A 22079-nucleotide genomic window follows, 5' to 3' on the forward strand; every position below is an offset into this window, starting at 1 on the left:
GCGTTTTGCGTGGGGGCGGGATGTGCTTGGCGCTACACTGAACCGACCGAAGTGGTCGCTGACTGGGGGAGCAGCATGAAGGGGTGGCTCAAGGGTATTATCGCGGCGGTCTCCGTCATGGCCATCTTCGCCGCCGGCATTGCCGCGTTTCTTGCGGTGGACTACAACAAAAGCGCAGCCGCGGTCCCGCGTGTCAGGGCGGCCGCCGACCAGTTCGTGGTGACTGACGGATGGACCTTGACGACAGAGAACATCAAGGGACCGGGAGCGTATTGCGTCGCCGTCCGTTGCCCGGGGATCCAGAGGATCTGGGAGCGTTACGATGCTCCGAGGGCTGAAGACATTATACGGATGATCACGGAGTCCGGCTACCTTCTGAAGTTCTCCGAGTGCCTCGACTTTTCAGTCGACGAAAAGAGCCCGGTCGAGAACGGAGTTAGTAACTACGGATGTCAGACGACACCTGTCAACGACCTCCGCACTCAGGTTTCCGTCTATATCACCCGTGACTGGAACTCTGAGCTTGGATCGGGCGAGCCCCGGTACCTGTACAAGCTGATTCTCCTTGTCAGCAGGGAAAGCTCCAGCGACTGAGCGGTGGGTCCAGGTTGGGGTGGCAACGACGCGTTGAAGCTTCCGGAGACGCTCTCTCACTTCTGGTGCGTTTTCGCGCGATGCTCTCTCACTTTTGGTGGGAGAGTGTCGCGCTTTACGCGCCCGGTTCGTAGCGCCGGATGGCATGGCTCGCCTGGGCAAGGGCGAGGAGCTTCAGCAGCAGCTGGCTGTGCATGTGCATGCCGACCGCAGCGGTGAGAATGAGCTGGTCGACGCTGTACGGGGCAGTCGTGGCCGCAATGTCGAGCCCGGCGACGTCGTCCATTGCCTTGCTGTAGGCGTCCAGGAGCTCGCCGGACACCGGGATGTTGAGGCTTTCCATCAGTTCGAGGTGGGCGTTCAGGGCGTTCCGGGCGTCGCTGGGATAATCGGGCCAGTTCCGGATACGCACGACGGCGTCAGTCGCCGGTGTGCGGACGTCGCCACTGCCGGCGGCGGGGGTGTCCAGGTCCAGCACCACGCGCTGAACCGCAGCTAGGAGTGCAAGGCGCGGGGCGCCGTCGTCGGCCATTCTAAGGATGCCGCGGATCTGCTCGATGTTCAGTCCGACTATGCGGCGGAGCGCCTGGATCAATTCGAGGCGCTCGACGTGCTTGGCCGAATACTGAGCGCGGGTTGCGTTGACGGTCTCGCCGGCCGGCAGCAGGCCCTCGCGCAGGTAGTACTTGATGCTGGCGGACGAGACTCCCGTCTGCCCGCTGAGATCCTTGAGCTGCATGCCCGCCCTCCCTGCGAAGGTCCGGAACCATTGGATAGCGGATCCGGCGCCAACTATCCTGATGTACACACGTTGGATAGTGGCTCTATCCTAAGGCTATGGAGCACTGGAATGTACTGCTTGTCAGCCACGTGATCGCCGCGCTGTTCGTCCTCGCGATCGGACCCTTCCAAATCCTTCGCCGGCGCCGTGACCGCATCCATCGCACCATGGGCTACCTGTGGCTGGCAGCCATGTACTACGTCTGCCTCAGCAGTTTCTGGATTGTGACGGCCGGGCATTTCACCTGGCTGCACGGGCTGTCCGCCTTCACCATCGTGACGGTCACCCTTGGCCTGGTCAGTGCCATCCGCCGCAACATCCCGTCGCACCTGGGGAACATGATCGGCAGCTACATCGGTACTGCCGTGGCGTTCATCTTTGCCGTCGCCGTGCCGGGACGGGCCATTCCGCAGCTCCTCGCCGAGGACCCGGCCACCGCGGCGTACGTGGCGGGGCTGGTGGTGCTGAGCGTTGTGGTGGTGTTTGTTTCGCTCAAGCGCGGCGGCCGCACGGGGGGCGCATCGCGCGGTTCGCAAGACCGGACGCTCTCTCACTTCCTGCGCGTTTAGCCGGGACGCTCTCTCACTTTTGGTGGGCTGTGGCGGGACGCTCTCTCATCCCGCGTCGGCGAAGCCGGATGCGTGGGGATGATCCAGCCACGCAGTGCGCAGCGCCCGCTTGATCTTCCCGACGGCGCGTTGGAAGCCGTCAGCATGATCGTCCTTGTCGAATATCAGGACCGTCCAGCCGGCCGATTCGAACGCCTTGTTCCTCCGCCTGTCACTCAGGGACTGAGCGTCAAGAAGGTGATGCTCGCCGTCGTACTGGATGGCGATTCGCCGGTGACGGTAACCGAGATCGGCGCTCGGGGATATGGCGCCAGCATCCCGCAGTGCCAGCTGGAGGTCCGGTTCAGGAAGGCCAGCATCGGCTATCGCCAAGCGGAGCAGCGACTCGGGTGCTGAGTCTGCCCCCACGCGCATCAGGTCCAGGGCTTCCCTGGCGCGCACAACGCCCTGCAGGTTTGGATGGCGGCCGACCAGGGACCGGAGCCCGTCCAAGGTGTCGTAGGGCTGCGTCCGGCCCTCGAAGTCCACTCGCGGAACGCGGATTATCTGATCGCCCATGCACACGAGGTCACTTACCGACAGCCGCCGCGCCAGATCCAGCCACGTCCGCGACCGGGTGCTGATCTGGATGCCGTCGACCGATTCAATTTCGTCCTCCCGGGCAAAGACCGTATGGCCGAGAACGCCCTTGCGGCGCACGGAGGGTAAGGACCTGGGCTTGCTCAAATGGAGCTCCGTCGAGTCCGCCAACCAGGGCGGCAACAGTTGGCACCGAAGCCGTGCTGCAGTCACGTGTGAAATCCAGGCACCGGGCGATGCGGCAGACAGCGCCCGTGCCGCGCCTTCCAATTCAAAGCTCCAGTCCGAGGGGCGGTAAAGTCCGCGTCCAACATGGATCACGTCATTCCGCCGCAGTCGGTCCGGGGAAACTCCTGAGGCCCTCGCCGAATCCAAGGTGAACGGAGCAGTTGCCAGCGGCCCAGGCAGATTCTTGCACTTTTGCATGCTGGCATTGTGACGCGAAACTCGATGACGCCGCAGAAGATATCCACAGGTAGTCCTTGCATGCACAGGAAGTGAGAGAGCGTCGGGGAAGAACCGGCAGGAAGTGAGAGAGCGTCGGGGAAGAACCGGCGGGAAGTGAGAGAGCGTCGGCGGGAGGGGGGCAGGAAGTGAGAGAGGGTCTAGAAGAGGCCGATGGGCTTGCCCGTGTCGTCCACGTCCATCCGCATTGCCGCCGGGACCTTGGGCAGGCCGGGCATGGTCATCACCGCGCCCGTCAGCGCCACGATGAACCCTGCGCCCGTCTTCGGGATGAGGTCGCGGACGTGGACCGTGAAGCCCTTGGGCGCGCCGAGTTTGGTGGCGTCGTCGCTGAATGAGTACTGCGTCTTGGCCATGCACACGGGCAGGCCCGCCCAGCCGTTCTTCTCGATGTCGGCCAGCCGTTTGAGGGCCGGGACGGAGAAGTCCACGCCGTCGGCCCCGTAGATTTCCTGCACGATGGTCCGGATCTTGTCCTCCACAGACAGTTCCAACGGATACAGGTGGCGGAAGCTGTGCGGGGCGTCGAGTGCTGCCAGCACCTTGGCCGCGAGTTCGTCGCCGCCGTCCCCGCCGCCGCCACGGCCCCAGACATCAGCCACGGCAGCCTGCACGCCCTCGCCGGCACACCACTCGAGCAACCACTCGAGCTCTTCCCGGGTGTCCGTGGCGAACTTGTTGATGGCCACCACCGGTGTGATCCCGAACTTCTCCACGTTACGGATGTGCCGCCGGAGGTTGGCCACGCCGGTGGCAAGGGCCTCCACGTTGGGCTCCTTCAGCCGGTCCTTGGCCACGCCGCCGTGCATCTTCAGTGCCCGCACGGTGGCTACGAGCACGACGGCGGACGGCGCCACGTCAGCCACCCTCGCCTTGATGTCCATGAACTTTTCGGCCCCCAGGTCTGCGCCGAAGCCGGCTTCGGTGACCACGATGTCCGCCAGCCGGCGGGCCGTCTGGGTGGCGATCAGTGAATTGCAGCCGTGCGCGATGTTGGCGAACGGTCCGCCGTGCACCAGGGCGGGCGTGCCGGCGATGGTCTGCACGAGGTTGGGCTTGATCGCATCCCGAAGCAGCATGGTCAGCGCGCCCTGGACTCCCAGGTCGGCCACAGTCACGGGCTCACGGTCATACGTGGAGCCGAAGGTGATGCGGCCCAGCCTGGTGCGCAGATCGGCAATGTCCGTGGCAAGGCAGAAGACAGCCATGATCTCGGACGCCGCGGTGATGTCGAAACTGTCCTGACGCGGAATGCCCTGGACAGGCCCGCCGAGGCCGATCACCACTTCGCGGAGCGAGCGGTCATTCATGTCCAGCACCCTCTTGAACGTCATCCGGCGGGGATCGATGTTGAGGTCGTTGCCCTGGAAAATATGGTTGTCCACCAGGGCCATGAGTGCGTTGTTCGCGGAGGTGATGGCGTGGAAGTCGCCGGTGAAATGCAGGTTGATCTCATCCATGGGCAGTACCTGGGAAAGCCCTCCGCCAGCGGCGCCGCCCTTCATGCCGAGGATGGGACCCAGCGACGGCTCGCGCAGCGCAATCATCACCTTCCGCCCGGCCCGGGCCAGCGAATCAGCCAGCCCCACCGTCGTGGTGGATTTCCCTTCGCCCGCCGGTGTGGGGGACATGGCCGAGACGAGCACCACCCTGCCCTGCGGGCGGTCCGGCACACCGGACGGGTCCGTGAGCCTCGCAGGGTCGATCTTTGCCTTGTACCGGCCGTAGAGTTCCACTGCGTCAGCATTGATGCCCGCCGCGGCGGCGATTTCCCCGATGGGCAGCATGGTGGCGCGTTGGGCAATTTCGAGGTCGCTCATGGCGTCGGCGTCAGACATCTTTGTCCTTCAGTTCGTGGCTTCAGGGAAAGCCGTTCGGGGGTTCCCGCCCGGCGCTGCCCGGCTCAGGGCGTGTGGCCCACCGGAATTCTGTGACTATCAATGTACTGGTCGACGGCGGCATGGTAGCTTTCCAGCGTGATGGCGGCGGTCCGCTGCCACCCGAAGCTCTGGGCCTGCACCGCTGCAGCCCGCCCCATGTCCTCGCGCGTGGCGGGGTCATCATAGAGCGCTTCCAATACGTCCGCCCAGTCCGCGGCCTTGTGCCCGTCCACCAGCAGGCCGGTCCGTCCTTCGAAAATCGCCCGGGACAGGCCGCCCACCCGGGTGGCGACCACGGGGGTCCCGCAGGCCTGGGCTTCCAGCGCCACCAGCCCGAAGGACTCGCTGTAGGAAGGCATCACCACGACGTCGGCGGCGCGGAACCAGGCGGCAAGATCCGGTGCGTTCACCGGCGGATGGTGGGTGACGACGTCGTCCATTCCCGCGGCGCTGATCAGCGACTTCAGGTCGAAGTCCTTAGCCCCGCTCAGGGCGCCCAAAATGGTGACCTGCAGGTCGATGTCCGGGCGGCGGGAGCGGAGCAGGGCCGCTGCCTTGAGGAGGATCTGCGGGCCTTTGAGCCGCTGGATCCGGCCGGCGAACAGCAGGTGGAACTTGCCGGCAGGTACTCCGAGCTGCGCCCGGGAACGGCTCCGGAACGCCGGAGTGAACACCGTCAGGTCCACGCCCGGGGGAGCCACGTCTATGAGGTCGAAGTCGGCGTTGTAGTGCGAGACGAGCTCGGCGGCTTCGGCCGGGGTGTTCGCGATGAGCCGTGCCGCGCCGTCCACAATCCGGTGTTCACCGTCCTCCCGCCGCCGCGGTTCGGGCTTCTCGCCGGAGTGCAGGAGGAGGTTCTTGACCTTGGCCATGGTGTGCATGGTGTGCACCAGCGGCACGCCCCAGAGGCTGGAGAGCTCCAGGCCGGCCACCCCGGAGACCCAGTAATGCGAATGGATGACGTCGTACCGGCCGTGCGGCTGACGCTGCCGGATGCGCTCAATCTCGGCCACCATGCTGTGCAGCAGCTCCGGAAGCTCCTCCTTGGGCAGCTTCCGCGGCGGTCCTGAGATCACGTTGTGGACGCACACGCCGGGGTCCGGGTGCTCGACGGCGGGCTGTCCCGATGACGTGGACCGCGTGAAGATCTCCACTTCCACGCCGCTTGCGGCAAGTGCCGAGGCCAGCCCCCGCACGTAGACGTTCATACCGCCGGCGTCACCGGAACCGGGCTGTTCCATGGGCGAGGTGTGCAGGGAAAGGAACGCGACACGGCGGATCAGAGTCACGGCTCTCCCTTCGACTGGCGGAACTGCATCCGATAAAACACTACTCCTGTACTGCCCCGGCCTTCACAGCGTCCTGCGTCCTGCGCACAGTAACCGCAGCCCTCCTGCTAACGTGTCGCCTGTGAGCGCAACCGCAGACCCAGCCGCAGCTTCAGCCAGCCCCGCAGCCGGCATCGAAATCCGTCCCGCCACCGCCGACGACTGGCCCGGCATGTGGGCGATCCTGGAGCCCGTCATCAGGGCCGGCGACACCTTCACGTGGGACCGCGGCACCACGGAGGACGACGCCCGGGCACGCTGGTTCAAGGACGCCCCCGGCCAGGCCTTCGTGGCAGTCCGGGACGGGCAGGTGCTGGGGACCGGCGAGCTGCATGCCAACCAGGGCGGGGGAGGGAGCCACGTGGCCAATGCCGGCTACATGGTCCACCCTGACCACGGCGGCAAGGGGCTGGCCCGGGCACTCTGCGCCTACTCGCTGGACGCGGCCAGGGCGGCAGGCTTCCGGGCCATGCAGTTCAACGCCGTGGTGGAGAGCAACGTCCGCGCGGTGGCCGCCTGGCAGGCCATGGGATTCGAGGTCCTGGCCACCATCCCGGAGGCCTTCAACCATCCGACGCTGGGCTATGTGGGGCTGCACCTGATGTACCGGAAGCTGTAGGTACTGCGGGCCTAATCCGGGACTGTAGGTCTAGTCCGTGCCGCGCCACAGCAGCCCGAGCGCCGGAAACACCGCTTCGTAGCCGGCGAGCAGTTCGACGGCGAGCCCTTCCGAATCGATGAGCGGGTGGAGCGCGAAGGCCCGGACGGCGTCGTCGCGCCGGCCGTGCGCTGCCGCGGACACCGTCAGCCGCTCCACCTCCTTGACCCGCTGCATGAGGGCCAGTTGCGCGTCAGCCGGTCGGTCCTGCGGCAGCGGCACCGCGCCGTCGGGCGTCACCACACAGGGAACCTCGACGACGGCGTCCGCCGGCAATCCGGGAACCGCACCGGCGTTGGGGGTGTTCAGGATGAGCTCGGCACCCCCTCCGGACATACCGGACGCGCCGCCGGACACACCGGACGCCTCGCCGGACAGGGCACGCATCACGCCGAGGGCAACCCGCTCGTAGCCGCCGCCGGCAAGGTCGTCCTCGTCCCGCTGTTCGCCGCTGGCACGCGCCTCTGCCAGGTAGCCTTCCTCGCGGGACCGGCGGGCGGCGTCCCAGAGCTGATAAGCCCGGGGGCCGGCCGCGGCAAGTGCGGGGTACAGCCCGGACTGCTGTTCGTGGATGGACTCGCCGCGGGTCTGCGCCATGGCTCGGATGGCGCCGACTGCCCGCCCCGTGTCGTAGTAGTAATACAGGTACTCGTTGGGCAGGCAGCCCAGGGACTGGAGGAAGGGCTGCGGAAAGAGCCGGCCCTCCTCGAATCCGGACAGGGCCTGTGCGTCTGCCAGCAGCCCGGGCAGCAGGTCTTTGCCGCCGGCCTCCAGCCGGTACAGCCAGCCGAGGTGGTTGAGCCCGTAGTAGCCCACGCCGTCGAGCTTTCCCTCAGGCAGCGGGGCGCCGGCCGCGCGGGCCGCCCGGTGCACCAGGGCTCCGGCCGAATCGCAGATACCGATCACCCTGCTGCCCAGCACCGGGACCAGCGCCTCGGTGACCATTCCGGCCGGGTTCGTGAAGTTGACCAGCCAGGCCTCCGGGCAGCGCTCCTTCATTTCGCGGGCCAGCTCCAGCATCCCGGGGATGGACCGCAGGGCGTAGGAGATTCCGCCGGCGCCCGTGGTTTCCTGGCCCAGGAGGCCCAGGCCGAGGGCAACGCGTTCGTCGGCTATCCGGCCTGCCGTTCCGCCCGGACGGATGGCCGCGAACACCATGTCCGTACCGTCGAGCCCGTCGGACAGGGACGTGGTTGTCCGGACGGCGGGTCCGGGCCCGGCGGGGCCGGAAGCCATCGATGAGAGGACGGCCTCGATCGCGGCGAGCCGCAGGGGGTCGACGTCGAACAGGACGAGCTCGCGCACCAGCCCCGCGAACGGGCCGGAGGAGAGCGCCCGGTACACGAGCGGGACCCGGAACCCGCCGCCACCGGCAATCATGAGCCGCATAACACGCAGTCTATTCCGGGAAGGCGGCGCGGGCCGGTCCCGCCCCGGCGCGGCACTTTGCAGGGCAGGCACGAGGGCGTAGTCTGCCGAACATGGACGCGATACCAGAGCGCCGGTTCGACCCGCTCTCCCACGTCCGCACTCCCGCGGACGGGAGCTTCGATCTGCTCCTGACCGGGACGGTCTTCCAGGACATCATCTTCACCGGACTGCCGCACGCGCCCGAACCGGGTACGGAGATCTGGAGCGAGGGCATGGGCAGCTGCCCGGGCGGCGTGGCCAACCAGGCCATCGCCGCCGCGCGCCTGGGGCTGCGGACCGGGCTGGCGGCAGCGTTCGGCGACGACGGCTACGGCGACTACAACTGGAAGATCCTGGCTGCCCAGGAACACGTGGACCTGTCCCTTTCCAAGCGCATTCCCGGCTGGCACTCGCCCGTGACGGTATCCCTCAGCGTGCAGCACGACCGCTCCATGGTGACCCACGGCCACCCCGCACCCGTCACCTCATCGGAGCTGATCGGTGCGCCGCCGGCGGCGCTGGCCGCCGTCGCAGACCTGGACGAGGAACTCGCCCCGTGGGCCGTTGCCGCCCACAGCGCCGGGGTCAAGCTTTTTGGCGACGTCGGCTGGGACGCCACCGGCAAGTGGTCCTCCACACGGCTGGACAACCTGCGGTATTTCCACGCCTTTATGCCCAACCAGCGCGAGGCCATGGCCTTCACAGGCAAGGACACGCCGTGGGCGGCACTGTATGCGCTCGCCGACCGGGTTCCCGTGGCGGTGGTGACTTTGGGACCGCAGGGCGCGATGGCCGTGGACTCCGAAACGGGGGAGGAGGAATGGGTGCCATCACTGCCGGTCTCGGCCTACGACCCAACCGGGGCCGGGGACTGCTTCGGCGCGGCGTTCATCGTCGGCAGCCTGGCGCGCTGGCCGCTGGCGGACCGGCTCCGGTTCGCGAACCTGTGCGCGTCCCTGGCGGTCCAGGAAGTGGGCGGTTCCCTGGCCGCGCCGGGCTGGGGAGACATCGCCGACTGGTGGAAGCGGGCCAACGCAAGGCCTGAACGGCAAAGCAGCCAGTGGCTGCGGCGGTTCAGTTTCCTTCAGGAGATCGTCCGCGATGTTCCCCCGCAGGCGCTGCGCCGGGCCACTGCCACGATCGCCCACCTCTCCGACGCCTAGGTGAATTAAGCCGCCCGCGCCGCCGCCACTAGAATCACTAGGGTGACATACCCAGCAGCAGGCGGCGACGTCCGGCCCGTCCCGGACGCAGTGTCTGACCCCGCCGACGAACGCTCAGCAGTGATCGACCTGGACGCCATCCGGCACAATGTCCGCCACGTGGCGGCGGTCGCGTCGCCGGCCCAGGTCATGGCCGTGGTGAAGGCGGATGCCTACGGGCACGGTGCCGTTCCCGTGGCCCGGGCAGCGCTCGAGGCCGGGGCGCGCTGGCTTGGTGTCGCGCATATTTCCGAGGCGCTGGCCCTGCGCGCCGCGGGCATCGAGGCCCCCCTGCTGGCCTGGCTGCACACGCCGGAGAGCAACTTCGGTGCCGCGGTTGCCGCCGGAATCGACATCGGCTGTTCGGGCTGGGAACTGGAAAAGATCGTCCGGGCCGCCCGTGAGCAGGAACGACCCGCGCGCATCCACCTGAAAGTGGACACGGGCCTTGGCCGCAACGGCGTAACGCTGGAGGCCTGGGACGGCCTGGTGGGCGAAGCCATGGAATACCAGGACGAGGGCCTGCTCCGCGTGGTGGGAATCTTCTCCCACCTTGCCGTGGCGGACGAACCGCACCGCCCGGAAACGGATCAGCAGCTGCAGGCCTTCCGCGAAGTCCTGGCAATCGCCGAGGACGCCGGGGTGGATCCCGAAGTCCGGCACCTGGCCAACACCCCCGCCACGCTTTCCCGCCCGGACACGCACTTCGACCTGGTCCGCGTGGGCCTGGGCATCTACGGGCTCTCACCATTCGAGGGCCAGACGCCGGCCGAGCTGGGACTCCGCCCCGCCATGACAGTCCGGACCAAGGTGTCGCACTGCAAGGACGTCCCCGCCGGCCAGGGCGTCTCCTACGGGCTCAACTATCACACGGGCGGTGCAAGCACCCTGGGGCTGATCCCGCTGGGGTACGCAGACGGCGTGCCGCGCGTGGCCACGGGCGGCCCCGTCCGGGTTGACGGCCGCAACTACCCCGTGGTGGGCAGGATCGCCATGGACCAGATGGTGATCGACCTGGGACCCCGCGGTGTGGCGTCCGGCGGAGCCAGCGTGCTGGGAGCCGAAGCGGTCCTGTTCGGCGACGGCGCGGACGGCGGGCCGACGGCGGACGACTGGGCACGCGCGGCCGGCACCATCAACTACGAGATCGTGACCCGCATCAGCCCGCGTGTCCCGCGCCGTTACATCAACGAAGGCCACATCAACGAAGGCCACGTCAATGAAGGCCACGCCGACGGTCAGGGTGAGGGACGATGAGCGATCCGCAGTGGGAACTGTCCCTGACGGCGCAGAGCGCCGAGGCGACCCATGCCCTCGCGGCGGCCCTCGGCGCCGTTCTCGAGGCGGGCGACCTGGTCATCCTGACGGGCGAGCTCGGAGCGGGCAAGACCACCTTCACCCAGGGCCTCGGCGAAGGCCTTGGCGTGCGGGCCGGCATCATTTCCCCAACATTCGTCCTGGTCCGCATCCATCCCAACCTTGCGGACGGGCCTCGCCCCGGCGGCCCCGACCTGGTGCACGTGGATGCCTACCGGCTGGAATCCGCGGCGGAAATCGATGACATCGACCTCGAAAACACCATGGACAGCACGGTGACCGTGGTGGAGTGGGGCAGGGGGCGGGTGGAACACCTGAGTGACAGCCTGCTCGATGTCGAACTGCACCGGCCGCTGGGCGCCTCCGCGCCGGCTGCCTCCACGCAGGACGCGTCGGCCGGCGTGCTGGACTTTGACACGGACGACGACGACGAGCCCCGCACCATTTTGATCCGCGGCTTCGGCCCGCGCTGGGCTGAGCAGCCGCTGCTGCCTGCCGCCTTGAAAGGGAACTCCTGATGCTCATCCTTGCCATCGACACCTCCGCCGTGGCCAGTGCGGCGCTGGTTTCGGACGATGCGCCGGAAGGGGTGCTGGCGAGTTTCTCCACCGAGGACACCCGCAGCCACGCCGAAGTCCTGGCCCCCGGCATCGACGCACTCCTCGCCGACGCGGGAGTCACCGGCGCGGACATCGACGCGATCGTCACCGGCGTGGGCCCGGGGCCGTTTACGGGACTCCGGTCCGGGATCGCCACTGCGCGGACACTGTCCTACGTATGGGGCAAACCCCTGTACGGCCTGATGAGCCTGGACGCCATGGCGCTGGAAGTGGCGGAATCCACCTCCGCCGTGCCGGAATTCCTGGTGGCGACGGACGCCCGGCGCAAAGAGGTCTACTGGGCCCGCTACTCCCTCGCTGACGGCCAGCTGCCCCGGCTGGTGGACGGTCCGCACGTGGGATTCGCAGCCAACCTTCCCGACCTCCCGGCCTACGGCGCCGGCGCAGGCATCTACGAGGACGTACTCCGCGCCGATCCGGACTTCAGCTCCGAGCAGCCCGACGCCCTCTTCCTGGGCCAGTTCGCCCTGGCCAGGCTTGCCGCAGGGGAGCAGCTGCTGGACTCGACGCCGCTGTACCTCCGCGAGTCCGATGCCCAGGTCCCCGGGCCCCGGAAGCGTGCGCTGTGAACGGCATTGCCGGCGGCGCAGACGGCACCACGCCGGCCAGGGTGACGCTGCGCAGCATGAACGGGGCGGACATCCCCGCCGTGCACGTGCTCGAACGCAGGCTGTTCCCCGTCGACGCATGGCCGCTCCAGATGTTCCATGACGAACTGGCGCAGGCCCAAACCCGCCATTACCTCGTCGCCGAAATTGCCGGCGAGATTGTGGGCTACGCCGGGCTGATGTGCATCGAACCGATCGCGGACGTGCAGACCATCGCGGTGGTACCCGAATGCGAAGGCAAAGGCATCGGGTCGGCCCTGCTGACCGAGCTCATTGCAGAAAGCCGACGGCGCCGCGCGGCGGACGTGCTGCTGGAAGTCCGGGCTGACAACCCCCGCGCCCAGGGCCTCTACCGGCGGTTCGGCTTCGAACAGATCCACGTCCGGCCGAGGTACTACCGGGACGGCGTGGATGCCCTGATCATGCGGCTCCAACTGCAGGACTCCAGCCTTGTGGCAAGACCGCCCAGCACAGACCACTCGCCGGCAACGGAGGCAGACACCCCATGAACCGAACGCAGCCCCTTGTCCTGGGCATCGAGTCCTCCTGTGATGAGACGGGCGTAGGCATCGTGCGCGGAACCGCTCTGCTCAGCAACACCGTGTCGTCCTCCATGGACGAGCATGTGCGCTTCGGCGGCGTCATCCCGGAAATCGCGTCCCGCGCCCACCTTGACGCCTTTGTGCCCACGCTCCAGGAAGCCCTGGCGGAGGCGGAGGTAACCCTCGACGACGTCGACGCGATCGCCGTCACCTCCGGTCCCGGGCTGGCGGGAGCGCTGATGGTGGGCGTGTGCGCCGCCAAGGCGCTCGCCGTGGCCACGGGCAAGCCCCTCTACGCCATCAACCACCTGGTGGCGCACGTCGGCGTTGGCCTGCTGCAGCCGGACGACGGCGGCCCGCGGCCGTTCACGGGTTCGTTGCCGGGGAACGAGCTGCCGGAGAACCTGGGCGCCCTGCTGGTATCCGGCGGGCATACCGAAATCCTCCGGATCAGGAGCATCACCGACGACGTCGAGCTGCTGGGATCCACCATCGACGACGCTGCCGGGGAAGCTTACGACAAGGTGGCACGGCTCCTGGGGCTCGGCTACCCGGGCGGACCGGCCATCGACAGGCTCGCCCGCACCGGCAACGCGAAAGCCATCCGGTTCCCGCGCGGACTGACGCAACCCAAGTACATGGGCACCGCGGATGAACCCGGCCCGCACCGGTACGACTGGTCCTTCAGCGGGCTGAAGACCGCCGTCGCCCGCTGCGTGGAACAGTTCGAAGCCCGCGGGGAGGACGTTCCGGTGGCGGACATCGCGGCTGCTTTCCAGGAGGCGGTGGTGGACGTCATCACGTCCAAGGCGGTGCTTGCCTGCAGGGAAAACGGCATCACCGAACTCCTGTTGGGCGGCGGCGTGGCGGCAAATTCACGGCTGCGGCAGCTCACCGAACAGCGCTGCAGCTCGGCCGGGATCAGGCTGACCGTTCCGCCGCTCGAGCTGTGCACGGATAACGGTGCCATGGTGGCCGCCCTCGGGGCCCAGCTGGTCATGGCCGGCATCGATCCCAGCGGAATCGGCTTCGCCCCGGATTCGTCCATGCCGGTCACCACGGTCTCGGCCTAGCCGGGCGGTTCCGGGTGCCCGGCGCCGTTGCCAGTGCACTGCGCGGTGCGCCGCGGCTCGGGCGGTGGGGCAGGGCTCGGGCGGTGGGGCAGGGCTCAGGCGGTGGGGCCGTTCCGCATCTGCCTGACCAGGTCCAGCACCACGGCCTGGAGGTTGCCGCCGTGCTCGGCGGCCACACGGCGCTGCCGCTGGTAGCCGGCGCCACGGCTGATGATCTTTTCGACGTCGGCAAGCTCGTCTGAGCAGCCGAGTTTAGCGGCCACAGGTTCGAGCCGGTTCAGGGTTTCCAGCAGGTGTTCGGTGACCAGCTTCTCGTTGCCCTGGGCATCGAGAATGATGATCGCGTCGAGGCCGTACCTGGCGGCACGCCATTTGTTTTCCTGGACGTGCCAGGGCTGCATGGTGGGAATGGTGCCGCCGTTGTCCAAGGTGGTGGAGAATTCGTCCACCAGGCACTGGGTCAGGGCGGCGATGGCGCCGACCTCCTCCAGGGTGGCCAGACCGTCGCAGATGCGCATCTCGATGGTGCCGAGGTTGGGGACCGGGCGGATGTCCCAGCGGATCTCGGAGATGGTGTCGATCACTCCGGTGGTGAACATGTCCTCGACATAGGACTCGTACTCGGCCCAGGTGGAGAACTGGAAGGGCAAGCCGGCGGTGGGCAGCTGCTGGAACATCAGCGCACGGTGGGACGCGTAGCCGGTGTCCTCGCCGCCCCAGAACGGGCTGGAGGCGGACAGCGCCTGGAAGTGCGGGAAGTAGTTCACCAAGCCGTCCAGGACCGGCAGGACCTTGTCCTTGCTGTCCAGGCCCACATGGACGTGGACTCCGTAAATCACCATCTGGCGGCCCCACCACTGGGTGCGGTCAATCAGCTTGGCGTAGCGGGCCTTGTCCGTCACGGGCTGCAGCTGGGGAGGGCTGAAAGGGTGGCTTCCGGCGCAGAACACTTCAACGCCCATGGGATCTGTGACTTCCCGGACGGCGGCGAGCGAACTGCTGAGGTCGGCTTTGGCCTGCGCCACTGTTTCGCAGATGCCGGTGACGAGCTCCACGGTGTTCAGCAGGAGTTCCTGCTTGATGTGGGGGTGTTCGTCATCCTCATTGAGCTCGGGATGGTTGGCCGAAACGCCGCGGAGCACCTCGTTGGCCACGGAGGCAAGTTCGCCGGTCTGGGCGTTGACCAGGGCCAGCTCCCATTCCACACCAAGAGTTGATTGCCTGGATGAAGCGAAATCAATCTTCATGTGGTCCCTTCACTGTTTCCGCCGTCCGCTGCCGTAGCCGCCTGCGGGCGGGCAACGGGTGGTTCAAGTCTAGTGCAGGGGTAGCATCGAGTTGATGGCTTGGACTCAGGGACGCAGTGAAAGTGCTCACAAGAACTCAGTGGCCGGAACAGTGCTCAAATCAGCAGCCACAATCGCGGTGACGGCGGCAGTGATTGCCTCCGTCTCCTGCACCGGCGTGCCCGCTCCGTCCGGATCCGGGACGTCGCCGGGCACCGCCTCGGCCACGCCCTCGGGGAGTGCCCCCGCCTCCGGACCCGGATCTTCGGGCCGCCCGGCCGCGCCAAAACCTTCCGCGCCGGCCCCGGGGGAGCGGCAACTGGGTTGGGGTCCGCAGCAGAAGGACGAGGACGCTGCACGGGCGGCCGTTGCCAAAATGAGCGTTGAACAGAAGGCCGGACAGGTGCTGATGCCCTTCTTCGCCGGCACCGATTTCGCGGCCCACGCCGCCACCATGGAACGGCTGCACCTCGCGGGATCAATCGTCATGGGCGACAACGTGCCGCAGGCCGCCGACGGCACCGTGGACACGGCCGCCATGGCAGCCGGTCTGGGCCGCCTGCAGAAAGCGGCCGGGGCGGACGGACGCACCTGGCCTGCCATCGTGGGTGTGGACCAGGAGGGCGGCATGGTTGCCCGGCTCCGCGCTCCTTTGACGGAATGGCCGGCTCCCATGAGTTACGGCGCCGCAGGCAACGTCGCGCTGGCAACCGACGCCGGCAAGGCGTTGGCTTCAGAGCTGGCCGGGCTCGGATTCACGGCGGACTTCGCGCCCGCCACTGATGTCACCGCCGGGCCGCAGGATCCCACCATCGGCGCCAGGGCGATGTCCGGCAATCCGGACGCTGCGGCAAGCCTTGGCGTCGGCTTTGCCCAAGGGATGCTGTCAGCCGGGGTCCTGCCCTCGGCAAAGCACTTCCCCGGACACGGCTCTGTGGCCGTGGATTCGCATGAGAGCCTGCCCGTGCAGAAGGCCACGGTGGAGCAACTCCGGGCGAGGGACTGGAAACCGTTCCAGGCCGCCATCGATGCCGGCCTCCCCATGATCATGACGGGCCACATTTCCGTCCCCGCGTTGGAGCCGGGGATTCCGGCGTCGTTGTCCAAGCCGAGCTACGAGGCCCTGCGCGGAATGGGCTTCAAGGGCGTTGCCGTAACGGATGCCCTCAACATGGGCGCAGTCCATAAGCAGTTCCCCGGGGAGTCCGCCGCGCCGCGGGCCCTGGCCGCGGGTGCGGACCTGCTGCTGATGCCCGGGGACGTGGCCGCGGCGCACGCGGCAGTGGTCAGTGCCGTCAATTCCGGCGCAGTGCCGCTTCCCCGCCTGGAAGAGGCGGCACAGCGCGTGGTGACCATGATGATGTGGCGTGCCCGGACCCCTGCACCGCCGGGCGCCGCGCCGGGCAGCGGTTCCGCCCTATCCCAGCGTGTTTCCGCCGCGGCAGTCACGGTTCTTGCCGGCCCGTGCCACGGTGCGATGGTGCCCGGGAGTGTCCGGCTGGCCGGCGGCAGTGAACAGGACCGCGCCCGTTTTGCCCAGGCCGCCCGTGCGGCCGGTATCGACCTTGGCGCCGGCCCCCTCGTGACGCTTATCGGATACGACCAGCCGCCGGCCAAAGGCGATGTCGTGGTGGCCCTTGATGCGCCGTGGTCGCTGGCAGGCTCGGCAGCACCCGCAAAAGTTGCCTTGTACGGACGCAGCCAGGAATCCTTCAACGCCCTGGCAGCCGTCCTGGCGGGAAAGGCGACCGCCCCCGGAAAGCTGCCCGTCGCCGTCGGGCCTTACGCCCCCGGCAGCGGTTGCTGAGCGCCGCTGCCTGGCGGCGCAGTAGCCCGGCGGCGTAAATAGTGCCCTTGTGTCCGTCTTAGTCCGCGACGTGCCCCGTTCCTATCGGGGATCTGCGGCTGCGGGGCGTTTAATGGACCCGTGCCAATTCTGAATAAAGACATGACCCTGTGCATCTCCCTTTCGGCCCGGCCGAGCAACAACGGGACCCGTTTCCACAACCATCTGTATGAACAGCTGGGCCTGAACTGGATCTACAAGGCCTTCGCGCCAACGGACCTGGCGCAGGCCATCGCCGGGGTCAGGGGCCTGGGCATCCGGGGCTGCGCCGTGTCCATGCCGTACAAGGAAGACGTCATCGAGCTGGTGGACGTCATGGACCCCTCGGCCAAAGCGATCGATTCGGTGAACACGATCGTGAACGACGGCGGCCGCCTCACGGCCTACAACACCGACTACACGGCGATTGAGCAGCTGCTGCAGCGGAACGCCGTCCCCACCCACTATTCGGTGCTCCTCAAGGGTTCCGGGGGCATGGCCAAAGCAACCGCCGCCGCCCTGCGCGACGCAGGATTCCGGGACGTCACCATCATCGCCCGCAACGAATCGTCCGGTAAGCCGCTCGCCGATCTCTACGGGTTCAAGTGGAGCCCGGAACTTCCGGCGGCGGATGCTGGCGGCACGGCAGACATGATCATCAACGTCACACCTATCGGTATGGCAGGGGGCATGGCGGGCAGTCCGGACGCAGACTCGCTGTCCTTCCGGCCGGAGGCGGTGGACGCCGCGCAGGTGGTGTTCGACGTCGTCGCGCTGCCCGCTGAGACACCGCTCATCAAGGCGGCGCGGACTGCCGGCAAGACGGTCATCACCGGCGCCGAAGTAGCCACGATCCAGGCCCTGGAACAGTTTGTGCTGTACACCGGCGTCCGGCCCACCGACGAGCAGGTCCGGGCGGCTGAAGAGTTCATGCGGGCCCAGTAAGCGGGGAATCCCGGTTACCGGGAAATGCAGTAACCGGGAAGCAGGCTAAACGAGGGGCTGCACCGGCTCCACCGAGATGGCCACCCGGTCCTCGCCGATCCTGGTGAGGACCAGGGTGGCTGTCTTTTTGCCTTTGGACCCCTTGCCTCCGTGCTTGCCTCCGGCCAGGAGCTGCTTGCGGAGTTCCTCCGGGGTGACCGACGTGCCCCGCTTCTTAATGTCCAGCACACCGATGTTGTGCTGCTTCACCCAGGCCTTGAGGGCCTTGACGTTGAACGGCATGACTTCCAGGACCTTGTAGGCCCTGGCAAACGGCGTATCCACGAGCCCGGGCGCGCAGATGTAGGCGATGTGTTCGTCCACGAGGTGGCCGTCGAGCCGGGCCGCGACGTCGGCCACGAGGCCGGCCCGGATCACGGCGCCGTCGGGCTCATACAAGTAGCCCTCCACGGGGCCCACGGGGGCCACGGGGCCGGCGTCGAACTCTTCGGCACTGGTAATCTCCGCGGCGCCCTGCGGGCCGAGGAGCAGGGCAGCCCGGCGGATGCCCGGCCGGCTGACCGCGTTGAACCACAGCGTCACCTCGGTGACGTCGCCGCCCACGGAAACCCATTGCGCCTCGCAGCCTGCGGGGACGGCGTCGTGCGGAATGCCCGGTCCCATCTTGACGCCCACTGCCCGGCCGGACCCCGCGAGGGATTCCACAAACGACAGCGGCGGGGAGAATTCCTCCGGATCCCAGATCCGCCGCGTTCCCGAAGTCGACGTGGTGCGTCGGGCCGGATCCAGCCAGACGCCGTCCACGCCGTCGAGGGGAAGGGAAGTGGCATCGGAGTGAACCACGCTGGCGTGCGGGAACGGAATCAGGTTCATGGTGGCGCAGGCAGCGGTGGTCTCGTCCATTTCCACGGCGGTGACTTTGATGTCCATGGACGCCAGGGCCATGGAATCGGCGCCCAGCCCGCAGCCGAGGTCCGCCACATGTTCTATCCCGGCGGTCGCGAACCGTTCCGCGTGCCGGGCCGCGACGTTGAGGCGCGTGGCCTGCTCCAGCCCCGCCTGGGTGAAAATCATCTGCCGGGCAAACTCGCCGAACTTGGCTTCAGCCTTTGTCCGCAGCCGGGACTGGGTGAGGACCGCTGATACCAGGGCGGGGGAGTGGCCGGCCTTCCGGAGCGATTCATTGAGCCGGAACGCATCGTCCTCCCGGTACGGTCCCAGCGACGCCAGCAACTCCCAGCCTTCGCTGGTCAGGAGCGGGGCGATCAGGTCCTGCGGTGCGTCAGCCATGTCATCAAGCCTAATCGAGGAGGCGGACACACATGGTGCGGATAGTGTTGGAGGCATGGATGACAGTGCAGGGCCGCAGCCGGAAATCAATGACCACCACCTACGCACGGGCCTTGCGAAGTACGCCAGACCGGCGCTGATCGCCGGTTCCGCCATCGCCGTGGTCTGCCTGGCGCTCCTCGTGATCATCTTCTTCCTGGATTCCTTCAACGCAACCGTGTACTCGGTGGGCGGCAAGAACATCCAGGATGCCACTGACGAGGCGCAGCAAATCCGCGAGTCGTACACTGCCGTCCGCACGGGCGGACTGGTGTTCCTGATTGCCTCTGTGGTCACGGCGCTGGCTGCCGCCGTCGTGCTTTACCGGAACCGCAACGTTACGGGAGACGACGACACGGACGACGGCGACGACGTCGACTTTGAGGACCTGGCAGGGCGCTAGCCGTTCACCGGCGACGAAATTCTGGCACTCGTCTTGACCGAGTGCTAACGACTTACATAGAGTCATCATTAGCACTCTCCCTAGGAGGGTGCTAACACATGAAGAACTGCCAGCCACGCTGCTGCCGGCACCGCGACGACGGTTTGCACGCGTAGGCGCAACAGTTTTCCAGTCCATGAATTTGCTGACGTAGAAGGAGAGGTCCGAGTGTCGGTCTCTATTAAGCCTCTTGAGGATCGTATTGTTGTCCGCCCGCTCGAAGCCGAGCAGACCACGGCTTCCGGCCTGGTTATCCCGGACTCCGCGCAGGAGAAGCCGCAGGAAGGCGAAGTTGTCGCAGTAGGCCCCGGCCGCTTCGAGGACGGCAACCGCGTTCCGGTCGACGTCGCCGTCGGCGATGTTGTTATCTACTCCAAGTACGGCGGAACCGAAGTCAAGACCGGCGGCACCGAGTACCTCGTGCTGTCCGCCCGCGACGTTCTGGCGATCGTCGTAAAGTAACTCTTGGACCCCCGCGCCGCCGATCCGTCTGATGCATGTCTGACAGGTCAGCTGCGCGGGGTTTCTGTCTTGAAAGGACAAAACCATGGCAAAGCAGCTTGCGTTTAACGACGCTGCCCGCCGGTCGCTTGAAGCCGGCATCGACAAGCTCGCCAACACGGTCAAGGTGACGCTTGGCCCGCGCGGCCGCAACGTCGTGCTGGACAAGAAGTGGGGCGCTCCCACCATCACGAACGACGGCGTGACCATCGCCCGTGAAGTCGAACTGGATGACCCGTACGAAAACCTTGGCGCCCAGCTGGCCAAGGAGGTCGCCACCAAGACCAACGATGTTGCCGGTGACGGCACCACCACCGCCACCGTCCTGGCACAGGCCCTGGTCAAGGAAGGCCTGCGCAACGTTGCGGCTGGCGCCGCCCCGGGCCAGATCAAGCGCGGCATCGAGGTTTCCGTTGAAGCCGTTGCAGCCCGCCTGCTCGAGAACGCCCGCCCGGTCGAAGGCACCCAGGTTGCCAACGTCGCCGCCATTTCGGCGCAGAGCGACGAGATCGGCGAGCTCCTGGCCGAGGCTTTCGGCAAGGTCGGCAAGGATGGTGTGATCACCATCGAGGAGTCCTCCACCACGCAGACCGAACTGGTCCTCACCGAGGGCATGCAGTTCGACAAGGGCTACCTGTCCCCGTACTTCGTCACCGACGCGGAACGCCAGGAAGCTGTCCTTGAAGACGCCCTCATCCTGATCAACCAGGGCAAGATCTCCTCGGTGCAGGACTTCCTGCCGCTGCTGGAAAAGGCGCTGCAGAGCTCCAAGCCGCTGTTCATCATTGCCGAAGACGTCGACGGCGAGGCACTGTCCACGCTGATCGTCAACCGCATCCGCGGCACCCTGAACGTCGTTGCCGTCAAGGCTCCGGGCTTCGGTGACCGCCGGAAGGCAATGCTGCAGGACATCGCCACCCTCACCGGTGCGCAGGTTGTCTCCCCGGAACTGGGCCTCAGCCTGGATTCCGTCGGCCTTGAGGTGCTGGGTACGGCCCGCCGCATCACGGTCACCAAGGACAACACCACCATCGTTGACGGTGCCGGATCGGCCGAGGACGTTGCGGCACGGGTTGCCCAGCTGCGCGCCGAGCTGACCCGCACCGACTCCGACTGGGACAAGGAAAAGCTCCAGGAGCGCCTGGCCAAGCTGGCCGGCGGCATCGGCGTGATCAAGGTCGGCGCAGCCACCGAGGTTGAGCTCAAGGAAAAGAAGCACCGCATCGAAGATGCTGTGTCCTCCACCCGCGCTGCCCTCGAAGAAGGCATCGTTGCCGGTGGCGGTTCCGCCCTCATCCACGCCCTGAAGGCACTGGACGAGGACCCCGCCGTCACCGCGCTTGAAGGTGACGCAGCAGCAGCTGTGGGCATCGTGCGCCGCGCTCTGGTCCAGCCTGTGCGCTGGATCGCCCAGAACGCCGGCTTTGACGGTTATGTCGTCGCTGCCAAGGTCGCGGAATCCGCCATCCACCATGGCTTCAACGCCAAGACCGGCGAGTACGAAGACCTCATCGCTGCCGGAGTCATCGACCCCGTCAAGGTGACGCGCGCAGCCCTCCGCAACGCCGCTTCCATCGCAGCGCTGGTTCTCACCACCGAGACCCTCGTTGTCGAAAAGCCGGCTGACGAGGACGAGCACGCAGGCCACAAGCACTAGCCTGTAGCCAACACCGCAAGAACCGGTCCAGCGTTGCTGGGCCGGTTCTTTGCGTCCCGGGTGTGCGGGACGTCGCCTACCTTTTGACCGCGTAGCGCACGTGCGTGGCGAACGTCGAGCTGACAGCCTTGACGATTTCGAGGTCGACGTCATGATCGAAGCCGTCGAAAAGACGTTTGCTGGAGCCAAGGATCACCGGTGCCGTCGACAGCACCAGTTCGTCCACCCGGCCGTCGGCCAGTGCCTGCCGGATCACATCCGCGCCGCCGCCGATCGACACGTCTTTGCCTCCGGCTACCCCGGTTGCCTGCACCAGGGCTTCGTCGAGCCCGGACACGAAGGTAAAACCGGACGCGGCCGCCGGCTGGTCCTGCAGGCGGTGAGTGAGCACGAACAGCGGGCCGGCGAAGGGGTTCGTCCCTCCCCACGCCCCTGCGGCGTCATACATGCCGCGGCCCACGATGCCGG

At 67.2% G+C, this 22079-nt stretch carries 22 protein-coding genes; 14 read left to right on the forward strand and 8 right to left on the reverse strand.

What is annotated here, in order from left to right; genetic code table 11:
* The first annotated feature begins 75 nt into the window (after positions 1-75).
* Complete coding sequence (locus J2S97_RS00970) at positions 76-594, forward strand: hypothetical protein (protein WP_307045694.1); 519 nt, start codon at positions 76-78, stop codon at positions 592-594.
* A gap of 115 nt (positions 595-709) precedes the next feature.
* On the opposite strand, the gene J2S97_RS00975 is transcribed toward J2S97_RS00970, so the two are convergent.
* Positions 710-1333: a MerR family transcriptional regulator gene (locus tag J2S97_RS00975; RefSeq protein WP_307045696.1), complete on the reverse strand. Its 624-nt coding sequence runs from the start codon at positions 1331-1333 to the stop codon at positions 710-712.
* 98 nt (positions 1334-1431) lie between these two features.
* Between J2S97_RS00975 and J2S97_RS00980 the strand changes: the two genes are divergently transcribed.
* Complete coding sequence (locus tag J2S97_RS00980; RefSeq protein ID WP_307045698.1) at positions 1432-1944, forward strand: DUF2306 domain-containing protein; 513 nt, start codon at positions 1432-1434, stop codon at positions 1942-1944.
* A gap of 45 nt (positions 1945-1989) precedes the next feature.
* On the opposite strand, the gene J2S97_RS00985 is transcribed toward J2S97_RS00980, so the two are convergent.
* The 3 genes from J2S97_RS00985 to mshA form a co-directional block, all read right to left on the reverse strand.
* Positions 1990-2670, reverse strand: a complete 681-nt coding sequence (locus J2S97_RS00985; protein WP_307045700.1) for a DUF559 domain-containing protein — start codon at positions 2668-2670, stop codon at positions 1990-1992.
* Between the two features lie 458 nt (positions 2671-3128).
* Positions 3129-4826 carry a formate--tetrahydrofolate ligase gene (locus J2S97_RS00990; RefSeq protein WP_307045701.1) on the reverse strand — a complete coding sequence of 566 codons (1698 nt, stop codon included), beginning with the start codon at positions 4824-4826 and terminating at the stop codon, positions 3129-3131.
* 65 nt (positions 4827-4891) lie between these two features.
* The gene (mshA, locus tag J2S97_RS00995) at positions 4892-6157 is read right to left on the reverse strand and encodes a D-inositol-3-phosphate glycosyltransferase (RefSeq protein ID WP_307045703.1); all 1266 of its coding nucleotides are present in this window, start codon (positions 6155-6157) and stop codon (positions 4892-4894) included.
* 121 nt (positions 6158-6278) lie between these two features.
* On the opposite strand from mshA, the gene J2S97_RS01000 reads away from it, so the two are divergent.
* Entirely contained in the window at positions 6279-6815 is a 537-nt protein-coding gene (locus tag J2S97_RS01000; protein ID WP_307045705.1) for a GNAT family N-acetyltransferase, read from the forward strand.
* A 30-nt stretch (positions 6816-6845) separates the two neighbouring features.
* Here the strand turns inward: J2S97_RS01000 and J2S97_RS01005 are convergent, their stop codons facing one another.
* Positions 6846-8243 (reverse strand): family 4 glycosyl hydrolase, encoded by a 1398-nt coding sequence (locus tag J2S97_RS01005; protein WP_307045707.1) that lies wholly within the window; start codon positions 8241-8243, stop codon positions 6846-6848.
* Positions 8244-8335: 92 nt separating this feature from the next.
* Here J2S97_RS01005 and J2S97_RS01010 point away from each other — a divergent pair, with 92 nt between their 5' ends.
* From J2S97_RS01010 to tsaD, 6 genes are read left to right on the forward strand one after another with little or no spacing between them, the layout of a single operon-like run.
* Entirely contained in the window at positions 8336-9427 is a 1092-nt protein-coding gene (locus tag J2S97_RS01010) for a PfkB family carbohydrate kinase (protein ID WP_307045709.1), read from the forward strand.
* Positions 9428-9469: 42 nt separating this feature from the next.
* Complete coding sequence (gene alr / locus J2S97_RS01015) at positions 9470-10723, forward strand: alanine racemase (RefSeq protein WP_373460472.1); 1254 nt, start codon at positions 9470-9472, stop codon at positions 10721-10723.
* A complete protein-coding gene (tsaE, locus tag J2S97_RS01020) occupies positions 10720-11301 on the forward strand; it encodes a tRNA (adenosine(37)-N6)-threonylcarbamoyltransferase complex ATPase subunit type 1 TsaE (RefSeq protein WP_307045711.1) in 582 nt (193 codons plus the stop codon). Before alr ends, tsaE begins: the two co-directional genes overlap by 4 nt.
* The gene (tsaB, locus tag J2S97_RS01025; RefSeq protein ID WP_307045713.1) at positions 11301-11972 is read left to right on the forward strand and encodes a tRNA (adenosine(37)-N6)-threonylcarbamoyltransferase complex dimerization subunit type 1 TsaB; all 672 of its coding nucleotides are present in this window, start codon (positions 11301-11303) and stop codon (positions 11970-11972) included. The genes tsaE and tsaB overlap by 1 nt, the downstream gene beginning before the upstream one ends.
* A gap of 56 nt (positions 11973-12028) precedes the next feature.
* Positions 12029-12520: a ribosomal protein S18-alanine N-acetyltransferase gene (gene rimI / locus J2S97_RS01030; RefSeq protein ID WP_307046525.1), complete on the forward strand. Its 492-nt coding sequence runs from the start codon at positions 12029-12031 to the stop codon at positions 12518-12520.
* Positions 12517-13626: a tRNA (adenosine(37)-N6)-threonylcarbamoyltransferase complex transferase subunit TsaD gene (gene tsaD / locus J2S97_RS01035; RefSeq protein ID WP_307045715.1), complete on the forward strand. Its 1110-nt coding sequence runs from the start codon at positions 12517-12519 to the stop codon at positions 13624-13626. The genes rimI and tsaD overlap by 4 nt, the downstream gene beginning before the upstream one ends.
* 95 nt (positions 13627-13721) lie before the next feature.
* Here tsaD and J2S97_RS01040 read toward each other — a convergent pair whose 3' ends face one another.
* Positions 13722-14873, reverse strand: coding sequence for a glutamate--cysteine ligase (locus J2S97_RS01040; RefSeq protein ID WP_307045718.1), 1152 nt, complete (start codon positions 14871-14873; stop codon positions 13722-13724).
* Between the two features lie 94 nt (positions 14874-14967).
* On the opposite strand from J2S97_RS01040, the gene J2S97_RS01045 reads away from it, so the two are divergent.
* Both J2S97_RS01045 and J2S97_RS01050 read left to right on the forward strand, forming a co-directional pair.
* A complete protein-coding gene (locus J2S97_RS01045; RefSeq protein ID WP_373460473.1) occupies positions 14968-16719 on the forward strand; it encodes a glycoside hydrolase family 3 N-terminal domain-containing protein in 1752 nt (583 codons plus the stop codon).
* A gap of 120 nt (positions 16720-16839) precedes the next feature.
* Positions 16840-17682: a shikimate 5-dehydrogenase gene (locus tag J2S97_RS01050; RefSeq protein WP_307045721.1), complete on the forward strand. Its 843-nt coding sequence runs from the start codon at positions 16840-16842 to the stop codon at positions 17680-17682.
* 45 nt (positions 17683-17727) lie between these two features.
* On the opposite strand, the gene J2S97_RS01055 is transcribed toward J2S97_RS01050, so the two are convergent.
* On the reverse strand, positions 17728-18972 hold the full coding sequence (locus J2S97_RS01055) for a class I SAM-dependent methyltransferase (RefSeq protein WP_307045723.1): 1245 nt from the start codon (positions 18970-18972) through the stop codon (positions 17728-17730).
* Between the two features lie 55 nt (positions 18973-19027).
* Here J2S97_RS01055 and J2S97_RS01060 point away from each other — a divergent pair, with 55 nt between their 5' ends.
* The 3 genes from J2S97_RS01060 (at position 19028) to groL (ending at position 21611) form a co-directional block, all read left to right on the forward strand.
* The gene (locus tag J2S97_RS01060) at positions 19028-19414 is read left to right on the forward strand and encodes a hypothetical protein (RefSeq protein ID WP_307045724.1); all 387 of its coding nucleotides are present in this window, start codon (positions 19028-19030) and stop codon (positions 19412-19414) included.
* Between the two features lie 207 nt (positions 19415-19621).
* On the forward strand, positions 19622-19915 hold the full coding sequence (gene groES / locus J2S97_RS01065) for a co-chaperone GroES (protein WP_003805290.1): 294 nt from the start codon (positions 19622-19624) through the stop codon (positions 19913-19915).
* An 85-nt stretch (positions 19916-20000) separates the two neighbouring features.
* The gene (groL, locus tag J2S97_RS01070; RefSeq protein ID WP_307045727.1) at positions 20001-21611 is read left to right on the forward strand and encodes a chaperonin GroEL; all 1611 of its coding nucleotides are present in this window, start codon (positions 20001-20003) and stop codon (positions 21609-21611) included.
* Between the two features lie 76 nt (positions 21612-21687).
* Here the strand turns inward: groL and J2S97_RS01075 are convergent, their stop codons facing one another.
* A complete protein-coding gene (locus J2S97_RS01075) occupies positions 21688-22059 on the reverse strand; it encodes a dihydrofolate reductase family protein (protein WP_307045729.1) in 372 nt (123 codons plus the stop codon).
* Between the last annotated feature and the right edge of the window lie 20 nt (positions 22060-22079).

Source organism: Arthrobacter oryzae (assembly GCF_030812315.1).
In the GTDB taxonomy this organism is placed as follows: Bacteria; Actinomycetota; Actinomycetes; order Actinomycetales; family Micrococcaceae; genus Arthrobacter; species Arthrobacter oryzae_B.

What these genes read in the sequence shown, in the direction of transcription:
- J2S97_RS00970 (WP_307045694.1), top strand. Translation starts at nt 76, where the DNA reads ATGAAGGGGTGGCTCAAGGGTATTATCGCGGCGGTCTCCGTCATGGCC.
- J2S97_RS00975 (WP_307045696.1), bottom strand. Translation starts at nt 1,333, where the DNA reads ATGCAGCTCAAGGATCTCAGCGGGCAGACGGGAGTCTCGTCCGCCAGC.
- J2S97_RS00980 (WP_307045698.1), top strand. Translation starts at nt 1,432, where the DNA reads ATGGAGCACTGGAATGTACTGCTTGTCAGCCACGTGATCGCCGCGCTG.
- J2S97_RS00990 (WP_307045701.1), bottom strand. Translation starts at nt 4,826, where the DNA reads ATGTCTGACGCCGACGCCATGAGCGACCTCGAAATTGCCCAACGCGCC.
- J2S97_RS01005 (WP_307045707.1), bottom strand. Translation starts at nt 8,243, where the DNA reads ATGCGGCTCATGATTGCCGGTGGCGGCGGGTTCCGGGTCCCGCTCGTG.
- J2S97_RS01010 (WP_307045709.1), top strand. Translation starts at nt 8,336, where the DNA reads ATGGACGCGATACCAGAGCGCCGGTTCGACCCGCTCTCCCACGTCCGC.
- tsaE (WP_307045711.1), top strand. Translation starts at nt 10,720, where the DNA reads ATGAGCGATCCGCAGTGGGAACTGTCCCTGACGGCGCAGAGCGCCGAG.
- tsaB (WP_307045713.1), top strand. Translation starts at nt 11,301, where the DNA reads ATGCTCATCCTTGCCATCGACACCTCCGCCGTGGCCAGTGCGGCGCTG.
- rimI (WP_307046525.1), top strand. Translation starts at nt 12,029, where the DNA reads ATGAACGGGGCGGACATCCCCGCCGTGCACGTGCTCGAACGCAGGCTG.
- tsaD (WP_307045715.1), top strand. Translation starts at nt 12,517, where the DNA reads ATGAACCGAACGCAGCCCCTTGTCCTGGGCATCGAGTCCTCCTGTGAT.
- J2S97_RS01040 (WP_307045718.1), bottom strand. Translation starts at nt 14,873, where the DNA reads ATGAAGATTGATTTCGCTTCATCCAGGCAATCAACTCTTGGTGTGGAA.
- J2S97_RS01045 (WP_373460473.1), top strand. Translation starts at nt 14,968, where the DNA reads ATGGCTTGGACTCAGGGACGCAGTGAAAGTGCTCACAAGAACTCAGTG.
- J2S97_RS01055 (WP_307045723.1), bottom strand. Translation starts at nt 18,972, where the DNA reads ATGGCTGACGCACCGCAGGACCTGATCGCCCCGCTCCTGACCAGCGAA.
- J2S97_RS01060 (WP_307045724.1), top strand. Translation starts at nt 19,028, where the DNA reads ATGGATGACAGTGCAGGGCCGCAGCCGGAAATCAATGACCACCACCTA.
- groL (WP_307045727.1), top strand. Translation starts at nt 20,001, where the DNA reads ATGGCAAAGCAGCTTGCGTTTAACGACGCTGCCCGCCGGTCGCTTGAA.
- J2S97_RS01075 (WP_307045729.1), bottom strand. Translation starts at nt 22,059, where the DNA reads ATGTATGACGCCGCAGGGGCGTGGGGAGGGACGAACCCCTTCGCCGGC.